The sequence below is a fragment of the Acinetobacter lwoffii genome, assembly GCF_024129735.1.
GTDB classification, from domain to species: domain Bacteria; phylum Pseudomonadota; class Gammaproteobacteria; order Pseudomonadales; family Moraxellaceae; genus Acinetobacter; species Acinetobacter lwoffii_H.
In genome coordinates this window covers 114,641-129,237 of sequence record NZ_JAMXXK010000001.1, presented here as the reverse complement: position 1 = coordinate 129,237, position 14,597 = coordinate 114,641, and the positions used below count along the sequence as shown (strand labels likewise).

The window sequence follows — 14,597 nt, the reverse complement described above, 5'->3', positions numbered from 1 at the left end:
AGACTCGGATTTGCAGTTTTAATGATCAAAAATAAGAGGATGAATAGTCCTCGTTTACAGCAGGATGGTTTAAACTGCCGTAGCCTGTTTTTAGATCATGTATAGGGGACTGTTTTGAGGTTTTTTGCCATTCATCTTTTGCTCATAAGTTCAGTTATTCTTTCCGGCTGTCAGACCGCACAGAACAGTAAAGTCATTGCCGGTGCTTTTAACCTGACCACAGGCTTGCAGCAAAAAGTGATGGATCATTATGCGCCTGGTGCGGTTATCGTCCAGCAAAATATTACCTATGCGCCGCAACAGAAATTATCTCTGGATCTGTATCAGCCGCAGAATATTGCCAGTATTGGCCCGCGACCGACTATTGTCTGGATTCATGGCGGCGGCTGGATTTCAGGTTCTAAAGAACATGCACGCGGTTATTTCAAGCTGCTGGCGGCACAGGGCTATAATGTGGTATCCGTACAATACCAGTTTGCGCCACAAGCGACCTATCCTAGCCAGTTACACCAGATCAATCAGGCACTTGAATTTCTAGATACCTATGCAGACACCTACCAAATCGATGCCCAGAACTTATATCTGGCCGGAGATTCTGCCGGGGCGAATATGGCCAGCCATTATGCCGCGCTTTTGACCAACCCTGTATTTGCCAACCAATCTGGTATTCAGCCTCATCTGCAACCTGCGCAGCTTAAAGGTTTAATCTTGCATTGTGGAATTTATGACTTGGAAGCATTTTCCAGCACAGCACCTGAAGAAATGAAAATTATCGAATGGGGTGTCTTTAACCTGATTCAGGCTTATACCGGCGAGCGTAAACATGATGCCGCGTTTTTAAAGCAGATTTCTCCGATTCAGTATATTACGCCGTCTTATCCACCTGTCCTGATCAGTGGTGGGAACAAGGACTTTCTGACCGATACACAGTCGCTACCATTTGTAAAAGCTTTGAAGGAACAGCAGGTTGCTGTGACTGAAATATTCTATCCAGAGTCTAAGGCCTGGCTCATTCATGAATATCAGTTTTTTATGGGCAAAAAGGAAAGTCAGCAAACTTTTGTCAAAACCCTGGATTTTTTACATCAGCTTTCCCCTTAAATAGAAAATTGTGCAAAATGAATCTCTCAGGCTTGATCATGTCAGATCGGCCCGACAGCAATCATTGAAAAATAGTTTGGAGTTTAAAAAATGAATCCTGTCTCATGGGCATATTTGTTGTTGGCGCTGGCTATTATTGCCGAAGTGACTGGATCAACATTTCTGGTGAAGTCAGAAGGCTTTACCCGATTATGGCCATCTCTAGCAGTAGTCGTTTTATTCTGTATTGCGTTTTATTTACTCTCTCAGGTGATTAAAGTAATTCCTTTAGGCATTGCCTATGCGATCTGGGCGGGAGTAGGCATCGTTCTTACGGCAATTGTAGGCTATGTAATATTTAAGCAGGCGCTGGATTTGCCAGCTTTTATCGGGATTGCACTGATCATTTCCGGTGTGGTGGTGATTAACCTATTTCCCAAACTGCAGGGCATTAAAAAGGCAGACAAAGTAGCTGCCTCATTTCTACAATAAGCTTATGCCACTTGCGGTTTAAGCTTAAACAGCAAATAAACCGTCAAACCAAGTAGCAGTCCCCAGAAAGCTGAACCGATTCCAAAAAACTGGATATTAGAGGCGCTAAACAGGAAGGTCATCAGTGCTGCTTCACGGTCATGACTATCCTGAAAAGCCAGTGCGATATTGTGGCCAATGGTGCCAAACAGGGCAATGCCTGCCAATACTGTAATCAAAATAGCGGGAAAGGCCATTAATAGGCTAGTTAAGGTCGCAGCAAAGAAACCCATCAGAATATAAAACAGGCCGCAGCTCATACCGGCAATATAACGTTTGGCCGGATCAGGATGCGCTTGAGCATCCAGGCTGACCGCCGCACTGATTGCGGCAAGATTGACACTAAAACAGCCAAAGGGCGCCAGCATCGTCTGTGTAATACCCGTCCAGCCTAGAATAGAATTTACTTTCGGCGGATAACCATAACTTTTGATGACGGCCAAGCCAGGCAGGTATTGCGATGCCAGATTAATCACCATTAAAGGTAAGGCCAGTCCTAAAACAGCTTGCAGGCTAAATTCAGGTGTAATCCATACCGGCTGGGCAATACTCCAGTTCAGCTGTGGAATAGTAAAATTAATAAAGAACGGACAAAGGGCAATAGCCATTAACACGGTAATCACGATGCTATACCGCGTACTCAGTTTTTTGGAAACCAGATAAATCGCCAGTACACAAAGCACAAATTCCCATGACTGTTGCAAACTACCAAACACAGAGATACCAAATTTCAGCAAGACACCTGCCAGCATGGCACTGGTCAAACTTTGTGGAATAAACTGGAAAATTCGCTCGAAAATTCCAAAAAATCCTAGACAAGCGATCAGAATGCCAGAAATCAGAAAAGCGCCAATTGCTTCCCCCAGACTATAGTGACCGGCAGAAGCAATGACCAGCGCCAGACCGGCAGTCGACCAGGCGGTTGAAATCGGATAGCGATATTTCCAGGAAAGCAGAAACCCGGAAACTCCAATGCCGATACCCAGTGCCCACAACCAGGAACTGATCTGTGCCTGATTGGCACCCAGGCTTTGCGCAGCTTCAATAACCAGTACGGCAGAAACACTGATACCAATCATGCAGGTAATAAAACCGGCCATGATGGCGGGAAAGGAGAGATCTTGTAAAAGTTTTGGCATCATCCATGACACTATTTTTAAATGCGTTTAAATCATACGCTTTTCACGTATCAACACAATGTTTTTAACAATTTTATCCAGAGGTCTGCTGGCTTGAAGCCGGTCATTGCTAGAAAGTTGAAGTCGCCAGTTTAAGGCCAAAACCGCAAAACAGGATCCCAACCGCCGCGACACAGCTGGCAGTCACTTTATAGTTCTGATTGAAATAGGAGGCCAGTTTTACACCAGAAAAAATCAGGATCGACAGATAGGTCATACTGATCAATTGCAAGATTACAGCCAGAAGCGTGAATGTCAGGGCTGGATAAGGATAGGCAGGATCGACAAACTGCACAAAAAAAGACAGATAAAACAGAATCGCTTTGGGATTTAAAATACTGATTGTGAGCGCTGTACGAAAGGGCTGAACAGATTCTACCGTATCTGGAGTCGTCTTTTTAATCTGGACGCGTTGTGATGACTTTTCCGGAAAGAAAGTCTGGTAGGCCGCAATGATTAGCTTGATACCCAAGTAACTGAGATAGATCGCTCCAATAACTTTCAGTGCAATAAACAGTACCGGAAAGGCATGCAGTAAAGAAGCTGCTCCCAATGCTGTACATATAATCAGGATCAGATCGCCCGTATAAACCCCCAAGGCACCCATATATCCCGTCTTAATCCCAAAGCGCGAAGCAATCGACATGACATACAGGGAATTCGGCCCGGGCAGTAGCACAATCAACGTGGTTCCAATGATAAAGGTCGTTAGATCTGTGATACCAAACACGAAAAACTCGCATGAACAAAAAAGCCGATGCGGCATTATAGCAACATCGGCTTGGAGAAATTTGCTAAATTTTCTTTAAATCTCAGTGGTACTCAGGAAAGTTTCACGTAATAAAGCAGCCAGTTGCTCACGGGCTTTAATGAAACCGTCAATGCCGCCTTGCAATAATTCACTGGCCATCGGATCCTGTTTCAGTTGTGCTTCAAAATCGGCAGGGCTGATTGGGCTGAGTTCACCTTGAACTTTAATATCTTTGGCTGAGAGTTGGGCCTGCACTTCACGCTGATCATTTTCCAGTTCGGCCAGCAGGTTTGGTGCTACCGTGAGCAGGTCACAGCCGCTCAAGCCTAGAACCTGATCAATACTGCGGAAGCTGGCACCCATGATTTCAGTCTGAATACCATGCGCTTTATAAAATTCATAAATACGCTTAACCGAAAGTACACCCGGATCTTTTTCAATCGGGTAAGACTCAACGCCTTCAGCTTTTTTGTACCAGTCCAGAATACGGCCGACAAAAGGCGAGATTAATGTTACTTTGGCATCAGCACAGGCATGGGCCTGATGCTGACCAAACAATAAAGTCAGATTGGTATGAATGCCTTGTTCTTCCAGTGCTTTCGCTGCCTGAATGCCTTCCCAGGTAGACGCGATCTTGATCAGAATGCGGTCTGAGTCAATTCCATATTGCGCATAAAGTGCCAGTAACTCTTTGGCTTTGGCAATGGTAGCTTCAGTATTAAAGGACAGCGAAGCATCGACTTCCGTTGAAACACGACCTTCAATCAGTTTTAAGATTTCTACACCGAATTTGACCGTCAAAATATCAATGGTACGTTCAATCAGGGCATCATCTGTATAGCCTTCTTGCTGGGCCTGCTGAAAAGCAGCTTCAATCAAAGCCTGATTTTCAGGTTGTTTCGCTGCTGCAGTAATCAGCGATGGATTGGTGGTTGCATCAAGCGGACGAAATTTTTCAATGGCACTCAAATCACTGCTGTCTGCCACAATGGTCGTCAAGTTTTTTAATTGGTTTAATGCAGTTAATGTCATTACGATCTAGTTCTATGGTTATTGCTTATGCTTTCTTATATATCATAAATGGCCGGTTTACCAAGTAGACTGTCGTTGAATTTCTGTGATTAATGCCTAGTTTTACGTTGTTTGCGCAAGTGATTAATCAAAAAATGAGCAGCTGTGCCTAATCGGGTTTCCCTGCTCCAGACCAGGTCAACAAAATATTCAAACTTTGGGGTGAAATCGAGCAGGTTGAGAACCTGTAACTGATCTTGCAAATGTGGCTGCTCATTCAGCATCTCGAGTGGCAGCACGCCCCAGCCCAGACCTTGCCGTATCATGCTGCAAGCCGAGTGGTGATTGTCGGTCCGCCAGTAGTGTCTTGAAAAGAGCAGTTCCGGTTTAATGGTACGATCCCGACTGGCGACCACAATCTGCCTGTTTTGCAAAATCTGTTCATAACTGACTTGATCGAACTGACTTAAGGGATGCTGTTTAGCGACTACAGCCACCAGTACCTCACGTTTCAACTCCACAAACTGTTCCCGTGTTTCCAGCTGTTCGCGTTCAAACATTAAAGCCAGCTGCGCTGAACCTTCAAACAGCATACGATGTGCATCTTCCTGAGGTGCACTAAACACATTGATTTGCAGTGCAGGAAATTCCTGTTCCAGCAACACGATATAATCGGTCCAGCGTGTATGCAGCAATTCTGAAACCACCACAATATTCAGTTCAGATTCCAGGCCTGAACTTAGGGCTTGAGCATGCTGTTTCCACTGGTTCATCTCGACCAGAAGTTGCTGGGTTTTTTCATACAGCACCTGCGCCTGTGCGGTCGGTTTCGGTTCACGACCTATACGCTGAAACAGTTCTAGATTTAGGTCAATTTCCAGATTGGCAATGGCCATGCTGACTGCTGAAGGGACTTTACCCAGTTGTCGGGCAGCCGCAGAGAAAGAACCGGTTTCCATCACGTTTTTAAACATCAGCAGCTGTTCTTGATTAACATTCATATCTTTAATCTTTCATTTTTATTGATAGATTCTAACTCGAATAATCAGATTTAAAGAAATAAAATTCTTGCATCATGTAATGAATTGAGCTGATTTAATATGTTAATTTCCAAAAGAAGACTGATTCATGCTGCCTTATATGAAGGCATTTTACTGGTCGTGATCGCTGTCCTGCTAAGTACGTTGATGCATATGCCGCTTGAGGTCACAGGTATGCTAGGAATTGCCATGGCTGTGACTTCAGTACTCTGGAACATGCTGTTTAATCATTATTTTGAAAAATTTGAAGCAAAACATTGTTTGAAAAGAACCATTAAAGTGCGGATTGCCCATGCAATTGGCTTTGAAGGTGGTTTGATGCTGGCGACCATTCCGATGGTGGCTTATGCCTTATACATGAGTCTGGCTCAGGCCTTTCTGCTGGATTTGGCTTTGACCCTTTGTATCTTGGTGTATACCTTCATTTTTCAGTGGATTTATGATCATCTAGAAGCCAGACTGGGGCTACAGCCGGATTATCGGAAAATCTCATCATAAAATATGCCATAAAAAATACCACACAGTTCAGACTCCCTTTTCAGAATGCGAAAGGTGAAATATTCAGCGATGAGGACTTTATCAAGTCCTCATTTTTTATGCTCGAACCCAACTAGAAATTAAGCTATAAGACTTTGATTTTTTATTTTAATTTTTAAATTTATTGGGGAATTCAATGCTATTTAGACGAGCGATCTTGTCAGTGTCCATCGTGTTGCTGATGTCTGGTTGTGGGGGCGGAGGAAGCGATAGCAGTACCTCACAGCCAACAGGGCCAGATTCAATGACATCACCCAGTACGGGAGAGCAACTGAGCAAAATTGCGGAATTTAAGGTTCTGGATGTAGGTTCAGAATTAACAGCAGGGAATTTTGGTCTGAAAATCTGGAATCCCACCGCCATGGTGGTGAATGGCGATGTGCTTTATATTGCCAATAGTCAGGCCGAATCGAATATTTTACGTTATGACTTAAAACAAAAACGTGCACTCAGTGCGATTGATCTTACGAAAATTTCGGGTCTGGCCAAAAAATGGGATAGCCTGAATGATCTGGAAATTCAAGCAGGGCGTTTGTATGTGGCCAATTATGGCTCGAACCGGATTGATGTTTTAGATATTAATAGCGAGCAACCGAACTTCATTATGGCACTCGGCACAGGTGTATGGTGGGGCGATGCGCTTAATTACGCGCTGGTACATAGCAATGCAGTGACTGCTGACGACCGTTATGTGTATGTACCTGATATTGAAGGCAGGATCAATGTCTGGCGTCAAAGTGATGTGACAGCGCAAAACCATTTAAAGGCCCGCAAATTTGCACGGCTCAGCTTGCCGGGCTGTGCACGCAACTGTAATGCACGTATGGAGGTCATGGGCGACTATCTGTATACCAGCCTGCCGGATGGTATGACTTATGTCCACGATATCAATCAGATTCAGGAAAATGGAAATAATATTACGCCCATTTTAACAGAAACCAATTTGTCGGCAGTCATGCATCGTCATAACGATGGCTTGGTCTATGTGTCACGAAATGATGGCACTGTAGAAAGTTACAAGGAAAAATCCTTTAACTTAGACTCTATCTTACCCAACAAAAGTGTGGATACCTTCCGAGATTATATTGTAAAAGGGCAAACCCAGAGCAGCCGACTAGCCAAGGCCAGCGATCTTTATATTTATGGTCAGAATCTATTACACATGGCCAATCAGAAAATTCATATTCTGCCAATGCTGACCTTGCAACAGAATAAATCCACACAGCTAAACCAAGCTATGATTTTAACCGAATCTAAAGCGCGCGAAAGAAGCCGTGTCTTGCAGGATGGTGAATCATGGGAAACCTTGACCAATAGCAGCCAGCGTTATGTCTATATGGACAAGATTTTATCGGCAACCCTAAATGGCAATCGCCTGCATTTGAAAAGCTACAGTGCTGTCCCTGTACGTGATTTGCAGATTCGTGCCAAGATTAAAAACTCAGAAGACTGGGTGATTCTGGCGAAGCTGGATCAGTTGACGCCATTTTCGAATGCCAGCTTTGATCTCAAGTTGACCGATCAATCCCGTTTCCCGTTGCTCGATGGCACAGGCTCGATCCAGCTAGCAGGTCTGAGTCAGACCACGCAAAATCCAAGCAATATTTTTGATCTGAAAATTAGCTCTGAGACTGATGAGCACGTCAAAAAGCTGAACCAGATTAAAGCCAAATGGAAAATTTATTTCGGTACCTATGATGAACCGAACAAATGGTGTCGTATTACGCCGGTCTATGCCCGGGAATGGGTCATGATGATGACCAATCTGGCCTATATGCTGAGTACTCCAGAATTTGAAACCTTATGGTTTAACCATAAAGCAGTCATGGGACACGATTTTTTTGGCAATCATGGTCAGGTAGAAGGACCGAATGGTTTCTTTCAGCCAGAAGATTATGTCCGGATCTATCGGGAAATTCTTAACCGCAATGAAATTAATCTTGGTATTACCCATATGGGCGGTGGTCTAGGTGGGGGTGCAGTCTTGGGGGTAGATACATGGTTGTTCTATGGCCATTACAGATTATCTGGCTATCGAATTGTTGCACATGAATTTGGTCATCATTGGGGCGGGCATAATAGTGCCTGGGCCATGTCGAATTATGGCTTTGAAGCTATGGTCGAAGGGTTAAACTTCTATTTCCAGCGCCGTCCAGGTTCAATTCCTTATATGGACCCAAATGTGAATGCTTTTCACTTGACGCCGGACAGCGCACTTTGTCAGGGTGTGAACCAGAATATGGTAAAAGGTGTGGCATCGACTGCACCATGGAATAAAGTAGATGAATATTTTAAAAATAATCCAATAACAAATCCCTAAAACATAAAAAAAGCCCCTCAATTGAGGGGCTTTTTAATTGGATCGGTCAACGGATTATTTTTCAATAATTGCCGTCACACCTTGACCACCGGCTGCACAGATCGACACCAGTACGCGGCCTGAACCTTTCTGGTTAATCAGTTTTGCTGCTGTCGCAATGATACGACCACCAGTTGCTGCAAACGGGTGACCGGCAGCAAGTGAAGAGCCTTTTACGTTCAGTTTGGCACGGTCAATTGAACCTAAAGGTGCATCCAGACCTAAACGCTCTTTACAGAATTTTGGATCTTCCCAAGCTTTCAGCGTAGACAATACTTGAGATGCAAAAGCTTCATGAATTTCATAATAGTCGAAGTCTTGCAGTTTCAGACCTGCACGCTCAAGCATGCGTGGTACGGCATATGCAGGCGCCATCAACAGACCTTCTTTTTTCTCGACAAAATCAACTGCGGCAGTTTCCTGGAAAGTCAGGTAAGCTAGCACTTCATGGCCATTTGCCTTCGCCCATTCTTCAGAAGCCAATAGCACACAAGAAGCACCATCTGTTAGCGGTGTAGAGTTACCCGCTGTCATGGTACGTGCATCACCTTTACCAAAAGCAGGTTTAAGTTTTGCCAGCTTCTCAACTGAAGAATCAGCACGCAGGTTATTGTCACGTTGAAGACCCAAGAATGGTGTAATCAGGTCATCAAAGAAACCTTCTTCATAAGCTGCAGCCATTTTCTGGTGTGAAGATGCAGCCAGTTCATCTTGCGCTTCACGGGAAATTCCCCATTCCAGTGTGGTAATCGCCTGATGATCACCCATAGACAGACCTGTACGCGGTTCACCATTTTTTGGTGCATCCATCAGGTCTTTCACATTGATCTTGGTCAATGCTTTCAGACGGTCTTTTGCAGTTTTCGCGATATTTAGCTCAAGTAATGCTTTACGTAAACCGTCACCAAAAGCAATCGGTGCATCAGAAGTCGTATCTACACCACCTGCAATGCCTACTTCGATTTGACCTAGAGCAATCTTGTTCGCTACCAGAAATGCCGCTTGAAGGCCAGTACCACATGCTTGCTGAATGTCATAAGCAGGGGTTTCCGGTGCAAGAGCAGTATTTAGTACACATTCACGAGTCATGTTGAAATCGCGGCTGTGTTTCAGTACAGCACCTGCAACCACTTCACCTAAGCGTTGACCTTGAAGGTTAAAACGTTCAACCAGACCATTCAGGGCTGCTGTGAACATATCAGTATTGGATGCCGTAAAGTAAGCACCGTTAGAACGTGCAAATGGAATGCGGTTACCACCAATAATAGCAACGCGGCGAACTGTATTTTGGCTCATGTTTGGTTCCTGTTGAACAGAAGTCTGTGTTATAGATGTTGAATCTTGTTGGCTTGAAGTCGTTTTTTTGGTACGTGCAGATGTACTGCGTGTACGTGTGGTTTTAGCCGGACTTTTTTCTGTGGCATTGGCTGTATCAGGATTTTTAGTGCTACGCTTGCTACGCGTTGATGGTTTTGACACAGTTTCTGTCGCAGAGTTCTCGACTGCTGGATTATCTTGAGTTGTTTTGCTCATAAGGCTTTACCAGGCAAATAGATCGTCTTCTTGGCGGTTACATTAGCATAGAAGAAGATAAGCTGTATTGACTACAATGACATTACAGACTGCGCTTAGGTCAAGTCATCTGCCTGTTATCTCAAGTATGATTGGGCGGAAACTGGTAGATCTATTGAAATATAAGTGTCTGGCATCATACTGAAGTTTAAGGATAACTTTAGATCAACCAAAAATTAATTTGTATGAGAGATAATAAACATGACTGATCAGTACCAAACTTTTGCAAAATCTCCTATTGGTAAATTTGTCATTAAAAATTTGGGTCTGCCATCCCCAACTTCTTTAGAGCGTTTTGAGTCTGCTACACCTGTAGTCAAAGGTGCAGTATTGTTTGGAGCAGCACCGGCAAGTACCTTGACTGGTGCTATTGCTCAGGTTCTGGCAAATATTCATGCCAATAGCTATGCAGGTAACAATGCTGAATTACAACAGGCTGCTGCATCAGCTGGACTGAATCTGGGTGCATTTAATCCAGGCGATAAAGAATCAAAATTCAAAGCTGTCATTTTTGATGCTTCAGGAATCGAAAACTCAGAACAGTTAAAATCACTTTATGATTTCTTCAACCCGATTGCACGTCAAATCCAAAGTTCTGGCCGTGTCGTGATTGTAGGAACTACGCCTGAAACTGCTAAATCAGTCAGCCAGTCCATTGCTCAACGCGCACTGGAAGGTTTTGTAAAATCTGTGGGTAAAGAGTTTAAAAAGGGAATTTCAGCGAACCTGATCTATGTAGATGCTGGTGCTAAAGCAAATCTTGAGTCTGCTTTACGTTTTGCAGTTTCTCCACGGTCTGCCTATGTTTCTGGTCAGGTGATCCGTGTTTCACCTGCTGAAAAAGTGGATGTGGACTGGACTAAACCATTAGCAGGCAAAACTGCTGTAGTAACCGGTGCGAGCCGTGGTATTGGTGAAGCGATTGCTCATGTATTGGCACGTGATGGTGCACATGTCATCTGTCTGGATGTTCCGCAGCAGCAAGCGGACCTTGATCGTGTAGCCGGTGAAATTGGCGGTTCAACTTTAGCTATTGATATTACTGCTGCAGATGCAGGTGAGAAAATCAAAGCGGCAGCAGCTGAGCAGGGTGGTCTGGACATTATTGTGCACAATGCCGGTATTACCCGTGACAAGACTTTGGCCAATATGAAGCCTGAGCTATGGGATCTGGTGATTAACATCAACCTGTCTGCGATTGAACGTGTAAATGACTATTTAATCTCCAACGATGGTCTAAATGCCAATGGTCGTATTATCTGTGTATCCTCAATTTCAGGCATTGCAGGTAACCTGGGTCAAACCAACTATGCAGCGTCTAAAGCGGGTGTGATTGGTGTGGTGAAATTCACAGCACCAACTTTAAAAAATGGTATAACCATTAATGCCGTTGCACCGGGCTTTATCGAAACACAAATGACGGCTGCGATTCCATTTGCGATCCGTGAAGCGGGCCGCCGTATGAATTCGATGAGTCAAGGCGGTCTACCTGTCGATGTTGCAGAAACGATTGCAATGTTTGCTGCTACTGCATCAACAGGTTTAAATGGCAACGTGATACGTGTATGTGGTCAAAGTCTTTTAGGGGCTTAAAGCATTCAAATTCTCTCTTGCGCTTTTATTGAAGCTCAGGGGGAGGATTTAGGAGAGGGAGATTAGGGGCCTTTTTTTAGCCCTCTCTCTAACTCTCTCCCAAAGGGAGAGAGAAATCCACTCATATATAAATGAAAAGAATATTTTAAAGGTTCAGTATGAATACGCGCCATTTTAGTCAACTTCCAAAACCTTATTTAGCCTATCCAAAAGTGATTCAAGGCTTGATTTTTAAAAAGCCGAAAGCTGAAAAAGTTCTACCGCAAGTTGAATATGTGGTGGATTCATTCAAGGTCGATCAAAAACATCTGAAAGCCTATAATGAAGTCTGCGGTTTTAAAAATAATGGTTATATTCCAGCAATCTATCTGACGGTGCTTTCACAAAGTCTACAAATGCACATGATGACTTCAGAAGCATTTCCGTTTCCGATCTTGGGTCTGGTACATATCCGTAACCAAGTGAAGCAATACCGTAAAATCGGCGTCAATGAAACCTTGACCCTATCATGCAAATTTGGTGAATTACAGCCACATGATAAAGGCGTTCAGTTTGATTTCATTACTACAGTCAAAGTGGCAGGTGAGGTCGTAGTTGAAGCATTAACCACTTATCTGTCACGTCAAAAGACCAATGCTAAAGCGGCTGCTAAACCTGCAGAAAGCCAAGCGCCAGAATACAAACTGAATAATGAATGGAGCATCTCGGAGAATACGGGTCGCCGTTATGCCATGACCTCAGGTGACTTTAACCTGATTCATATTCATGCAGTTACAGCGAAAGCCTTTGGCTTTAAACAGGCAATTGCACATGGTATGTGGAGCAAAGCCAAAGCACTGGCGAATCTGTCATTGCCAGATGCTTATGAAGTTGATGTCTGGTTCAAGTTGCCGATGTACTTGCCATCTAAAGTTGAGTTCCTGACCGCGCAGGCAGCGAATGAGACAGATTTCCTGATTCGAAACAGTAAGAGTCAAAAACCGCATGTCACCGGTCATATCAAAGCGATTTAAATCTGGATCAAAAGCCTAAACCCGATTTAGGCTTTTTCATTTTAAGGGATCAATATTCTATGGATAGAATGATGCAGCCAATTAAAGATTATCTGTTTGCTGATCAGCATAATTATCAGGGCAACGTCGATGAGCGTTTTAGCGATCTTGCCCGTCAGTTTAGCCGTTTGCAGGATGCACGTACCGAACAGGGTGGTGCTGCACTGGTGGTATATTTTGAAGGACAAAAGGTCGTCGATATTTATACCGGTAAAAAGTCTGTCACTGAAAACTGGCAACCCGATACCATGTCACTGTGTTACTCCACCGGCAAAGGCGTATTGGCGACTTTGGCGCATATTCTGGTCAGTCAAGGTTATCTGGATTATGATCGACTGGTTACAGAATACTGGCCTGAATTTGCACAAAAGGGTAAAGAAAATATTACCTTGGCACATATGCTCAGTCATCAAAGCGGATTGTTTGATATCCGTAATATGATTGATGATGCCACTGAAATGGCCGACTGGTCGCATATGCTGGACCGGATTGCGGCAGCGGAACCACGTTTTCGAGTTGCAACCGATGCAGCCTATCAACCGCTGACTTTTGGCTGGCAGGTGGGTGGTGTACTGGAAAAAGCGACTGGTAAAAAACTGGGTGAACTGATGCAGGAATATCTGGTACAGCCACTACAGTTAAATGGTGCTTATTTTAGCGTACCGACGCATGAGTTAGCTCGGGTGGCCTTACCTATTTTAAAGCCTAAAGCAGCCAAGTCTCAAACACAGCCTGTGAAAAAAACTGTGCCAAGGCAACCAAACTTGATGGAACGAGCCTTGGTCTTTAGCGGGCAGAGTCCACAGGATTTTCAGGATGCCATGATTCCCAAAGGCATGAAGAAATTTAGTTTCTTTAGTGAACAGGGGCTACAAGCGATTATTCCCTCCGCCAATGGTGTCTTTACTGCAGAGAGTCTGGCAAAAATCTATACCATGCTGGCGAATCATGGTGAATGGCAAGGTCAGCAACTGATTTCGCCTGAGGTGTTCCAGCGACTTAGTCAGATGCAATACAAAACACGAGATCGGGTCATGCCTTTACCGATGCACTGGCGTTTGGGTTATCACCGTGTTCTCACTTTAGGAAAAGCCTCTAAAGGTTTTGGTCATATGGGGTTTAATGGCTCTGGTGCCTGGTGCGATCCTGAGCGGAATTTAAGTTTTGCCTATACCCATAATTTCCCGACAGGTTCATTAACCGGAGATTATCGTCTTTGGGGCCTGACGCAGGAAACATTGCGCTGTGCGGATGCGGTACTGACCGGCCGCAAAGGCTGGCGCTAGTTATCCCTGATTTGGGAGTTTAGCCCATCAGACAAATATGTTATTTTGTCGCGCAGTCCATGGCTATGGTGTGAAGTAATGAAAAAAGTGCTGGTGATTCCACTGGTCGCAAGCAGTGCGTTGTTCGGATGTCAGGAGCCGAATCAGCCGGCTGCAAAAACGGTGATGGAAGCCAAAGCTCAGATTCCTGCCTGGGTCGGGAATTATCAAGGTACAACGCCATGTATGGGATGCTTTTCAAGTTGTGAAGACTGTCCAGGCATGGCAGTGGCCTTGACTTTGAATGAAGATCAGACCTTTACTTTACAGCGTGAAAGTTTAAGTGGTCATAATGAAATTGAAACGATGAGCGGGAATATTCGGTTTCAGGATGAATCACAACAAAAGATTGAATTGCTGAATGTCGATACCCGGAATCTACTCTATGTCGATCTGAAAAAGCATGTTCTGGAAATTCGTGAAGATCAAACAGGCAAACGCTACCAGATGCAAAGTGACTTTATCCTGTTTGAATCGGTCTAATTTTAAAAAAGTATTTGTTTTATATCCCTTTTTCAATGATTTTGATCAAGGGATTTTTATTTTTTATAAACCGACATTCATTTCA

The 14,597-nt window shown here is 44.1% G+C and carries 13 protein-coding genes; 8 read left to right on the top strand and 5 right to left on the bottom strand.

Annotated features, from left to right (window positions below; all coding sequences use genetic code 11):
* Positions 1 to 114 precede the first annotated feature (114 nt).
* Both NI469_RS00700 and NI469_RS00695 read left to right on the top strand, forming a co-directional pair.
* Positions 115 to 1,101 (top strand): alpha/beta hydrolase, encoded by a 987-nt coding sequence (locus tag NI469_RS00700; protein WP_253174229.1) that lies wholly within the window; start codon positions 115 to 117, stop codon positions 1,099 to 1,101.
* A gap of 90 nt (positions 1,102 to 1,191) precedes the next feature.
* Positions 1,192 to 1,572 (top strand): SMR family transporter, encoded by a 381-nt coding sequence (locus NI469_RS00695; protein ID WP_253174228.1) that lies wholly within the window; start codon positions 1,192 to 1,194, stop codon positions 1,570 to 1,572.
* A 2-nt stretch (positions 1,573 to 1,574) separates the two neighbouring features.
* Here NI469_RS00695 and NI469_RS00690 read toward each other — a convergent pair whose 3' ends face one another.
* The 4 genes from NI469_RS00690 to aceR all read right to left on the bottom strand — a co-directional run bounded on the left by NI469_RS00690 (position 1,575) and on the right by aceR (position 5,552).
* A complete protein-coding gene (locus NI469_RS00690) occupies positions 1,575 to 2,750 on the bottom strand; it encodes a benzoate/H(+) symporter BenE family transporter (protein WP_253174259.1) in 1,176 nt (391 codons plus the stop codon).
* Positions 2,751 to 2,859: 109 nt separating this feature from the next.
* Positions 2,860 to 3,519 carry a leucine efflux protein LeuE gene (leuE, locus tag NI469_RS00685; RefSeq protein ID WP_004278829.1) on the bottom strand — a complete coding sequence of 220 codons (660 nt, stop codon included), beginning with the start codon at positions 3,517 to 3,519 and terminating at the stop codon, positions 2,860 to 2,862.
* A gap of 75 nt (positions 3,520 to 3,594) precedes the next feature.
* Complete coding sequence (tal, locus tag NI469_RS00680) at positions 3,595 to 4,572, bottom strand: transaldolase (protein WP_184413259.1); 978 nt, start codon at positions 4,570 to 4,572, stop codon at positions 3,595 to 3,597.
* Positions 4,573 to 4,661: 89 nt separating this feature from the next.
* Positions 4,662 to 5,552 carry an HTH-type transcriptional regulator AceR gene (gene aceR, locus NI469_RS00675; RefSeq protein WP_253174227.1) on the bottom strand — a complete coding sequence of 297 codons (891 nt, stop codon included), beginning with the start codon at positions 5,550 to 5,552 and terminating at the stop codon, positions 4,662 to 4,664.
* Between the two features lie 99 nt (positions 5,553 to 5,651).
* On the opposite strand from aceR, the gene aceI reads away from it, so the two are divergent.
* Positions 5,652 to 6,089, top strand: a complete 438-nt coding sequence (aceI, locus tag NI469_RS00670; protein WP_253174226.1) for a chlorhexidine efflux PACE transporter AceI — start codon at positions 5,652 to 5,654, stop codon at positions 6,087 to 6,089.
* A 175-nt stretch (positions 6,090 to 6,264) separates the two neighbouring features.
* Positions 6,265 to 8,448, top strand: coding sequence for a YncE family protein (locus tag NI469_RS00665; RefSeq protein WP_253174225.1), 2,184 nt, complete (start codon positions 6,265 to 6,267; stop codon positions 8,446 to 8,448).
* Between the two features lie 54 nt (positions 8,449 to 8,502).
* Here NI469_RS00665 and NI469_RS00660 read toward each other — a convergent pair whose 3' ends face one another.
* A complete protein-coding gene (locus NI469_RS00660) occupies positions 8,503 to 10,020 on the bottom strand; it encodes an acetyl-CoA C-acetyltransferase (protein WP_005263300.1) in 1,518 nt (505 codons plus the stop codon).
* A gap of 240 nt (positions 10,021 to 10,260) precedes the next feature.
* Here NI469_RS00660 and NI469_RS00655 point away from each other — a divergent pair, with 240 nt between their 5' ends.
* From NI469_RS00655 to NI469_RS00640, 4 genes are all read left to right on the top strand, one after another.
* Positions 10,261 to 11,652 (top strand): 3-oxoacyl-ACP reductase, encoded by a 1,392-nt coding sequence (locus tag NI469_RS00655; RefSeq protein WP_253174224.1) that lies wholly within the window; start codon positions 10,261 to 10,263, stop codon positions 11,650 to 11,652.
* A 158-nt stretch (positions 11,653 to 11,810) separates the two neighbouring features.
* Positions 11,811 to 12,665 (top strand): MaoC family dehydratase, encoded by an 855-nt coding sequence (locus NI469_RS00650; protein WP_044108854.1) that lies wholly within the window; start codon positions 11,811 to 11,813, stop codon positions 12,663 to 12,665.
* 59 nt (positions 12,666 to 12,724) lie between these two features.
* Positions 12,725 to 13,990, top strand: a complete 1,266-nt coding sequence (locus tag NI469_RS00645) for a serine hydrolase domain-containing protein (RefSeq protein ID WP_253174223.1) — start codon at positions 12,725 to 12,727, stop codon at positions 13,988 to 13,990.
* Between the two features lie 78 nt (positions 13,991 to 14,068).
* Positions 14,069 to 14,512: a copper resistance protein NlpE N-terminal domain-containing protein gene (locus tag NI469_RS00640; RefSeq protein WP_005247286.1), complete on the top strand. Its 444-nt coding sequence runs from the start codon at positions 14,069 to 14,071 to the stop codon at positions 14,510 to 14,512.
* Positions 14,513 to 14,597 lie beyond the last annotated feature (85 nt).

Coding starts and splice junctions, on each gene's coding strand:
- NI469_RS00695 (WP_253174228.1), top strand. CDS start 1,192: ATGAATCCTGTCTCATGGGCATATTTGTTGTTGGCGCTGGCTATTATT.
- NI469_RS00690 (WP_253174259.1), bottom strand. CDS start 2,750: ATGCCAAAACTTTTACAAGATCTCTCCTTTCCCGCCATCATGGCCGGT.
- tal (WP_184413259.1), bottom strand. CDS start 4,572: ATGACATTAACTGCATTAAACCAATTAAAAAACTTGACGACCATTGTG.
- aceR (WP_253174227.1), bottom strand. CDS start 5,552: ATGAATGTTAATCAAGAACAGCTGCTGATGTTTAAAAACGTGATGGAA.
- aceI (WP_253174226.1), top strand. CDS start 5,652: ATGTTAATTTCCAAAAGAAGACTGATTCATGCTGCCTTATATGAAGGC.
- NI469_RS00665 (WP_253174225.1), top strand. CDS start 6,265: ATGCTATTTAGACGAGCGATCTTGTCAGTGTCCATCGTGTTGCTGATG.
- NI469_RS00660 (WP_005263300.1), bottom strand. CDS start 10,020: ATGAGCAAAACAACTCAAGATAATCCAGCAGTCGAGAACTCTGCGACA.
- NI469_RS00655 (WP_253174224.1), top strand. CDS start 10,261: ATGACTGATCAGTACCAAACTTTTGCAAAATCTCCTATTGGTAAATTT.
- NI469_RS00650 (WP_044108854.1), top strand. CDS start 11,811: ATGAATACGCGCCATTTTAGTCAACTTCCAAAACCTTATTTAGCCTAT.
- NI469_RS00645 (WP_253174223.1), top strand. CDS start 12,725: ATGGATAGAATGATGCAGCCAATTAAAGATTATCTGTTTGCTGATCAG.
- NI469_RS00640 (WP_005247286.1), top strand. CDS start 14,069: ATGAAAAAAGTGCTGGTGATTCCACTGGTCGCAAGCAGTGCGTTGTTC.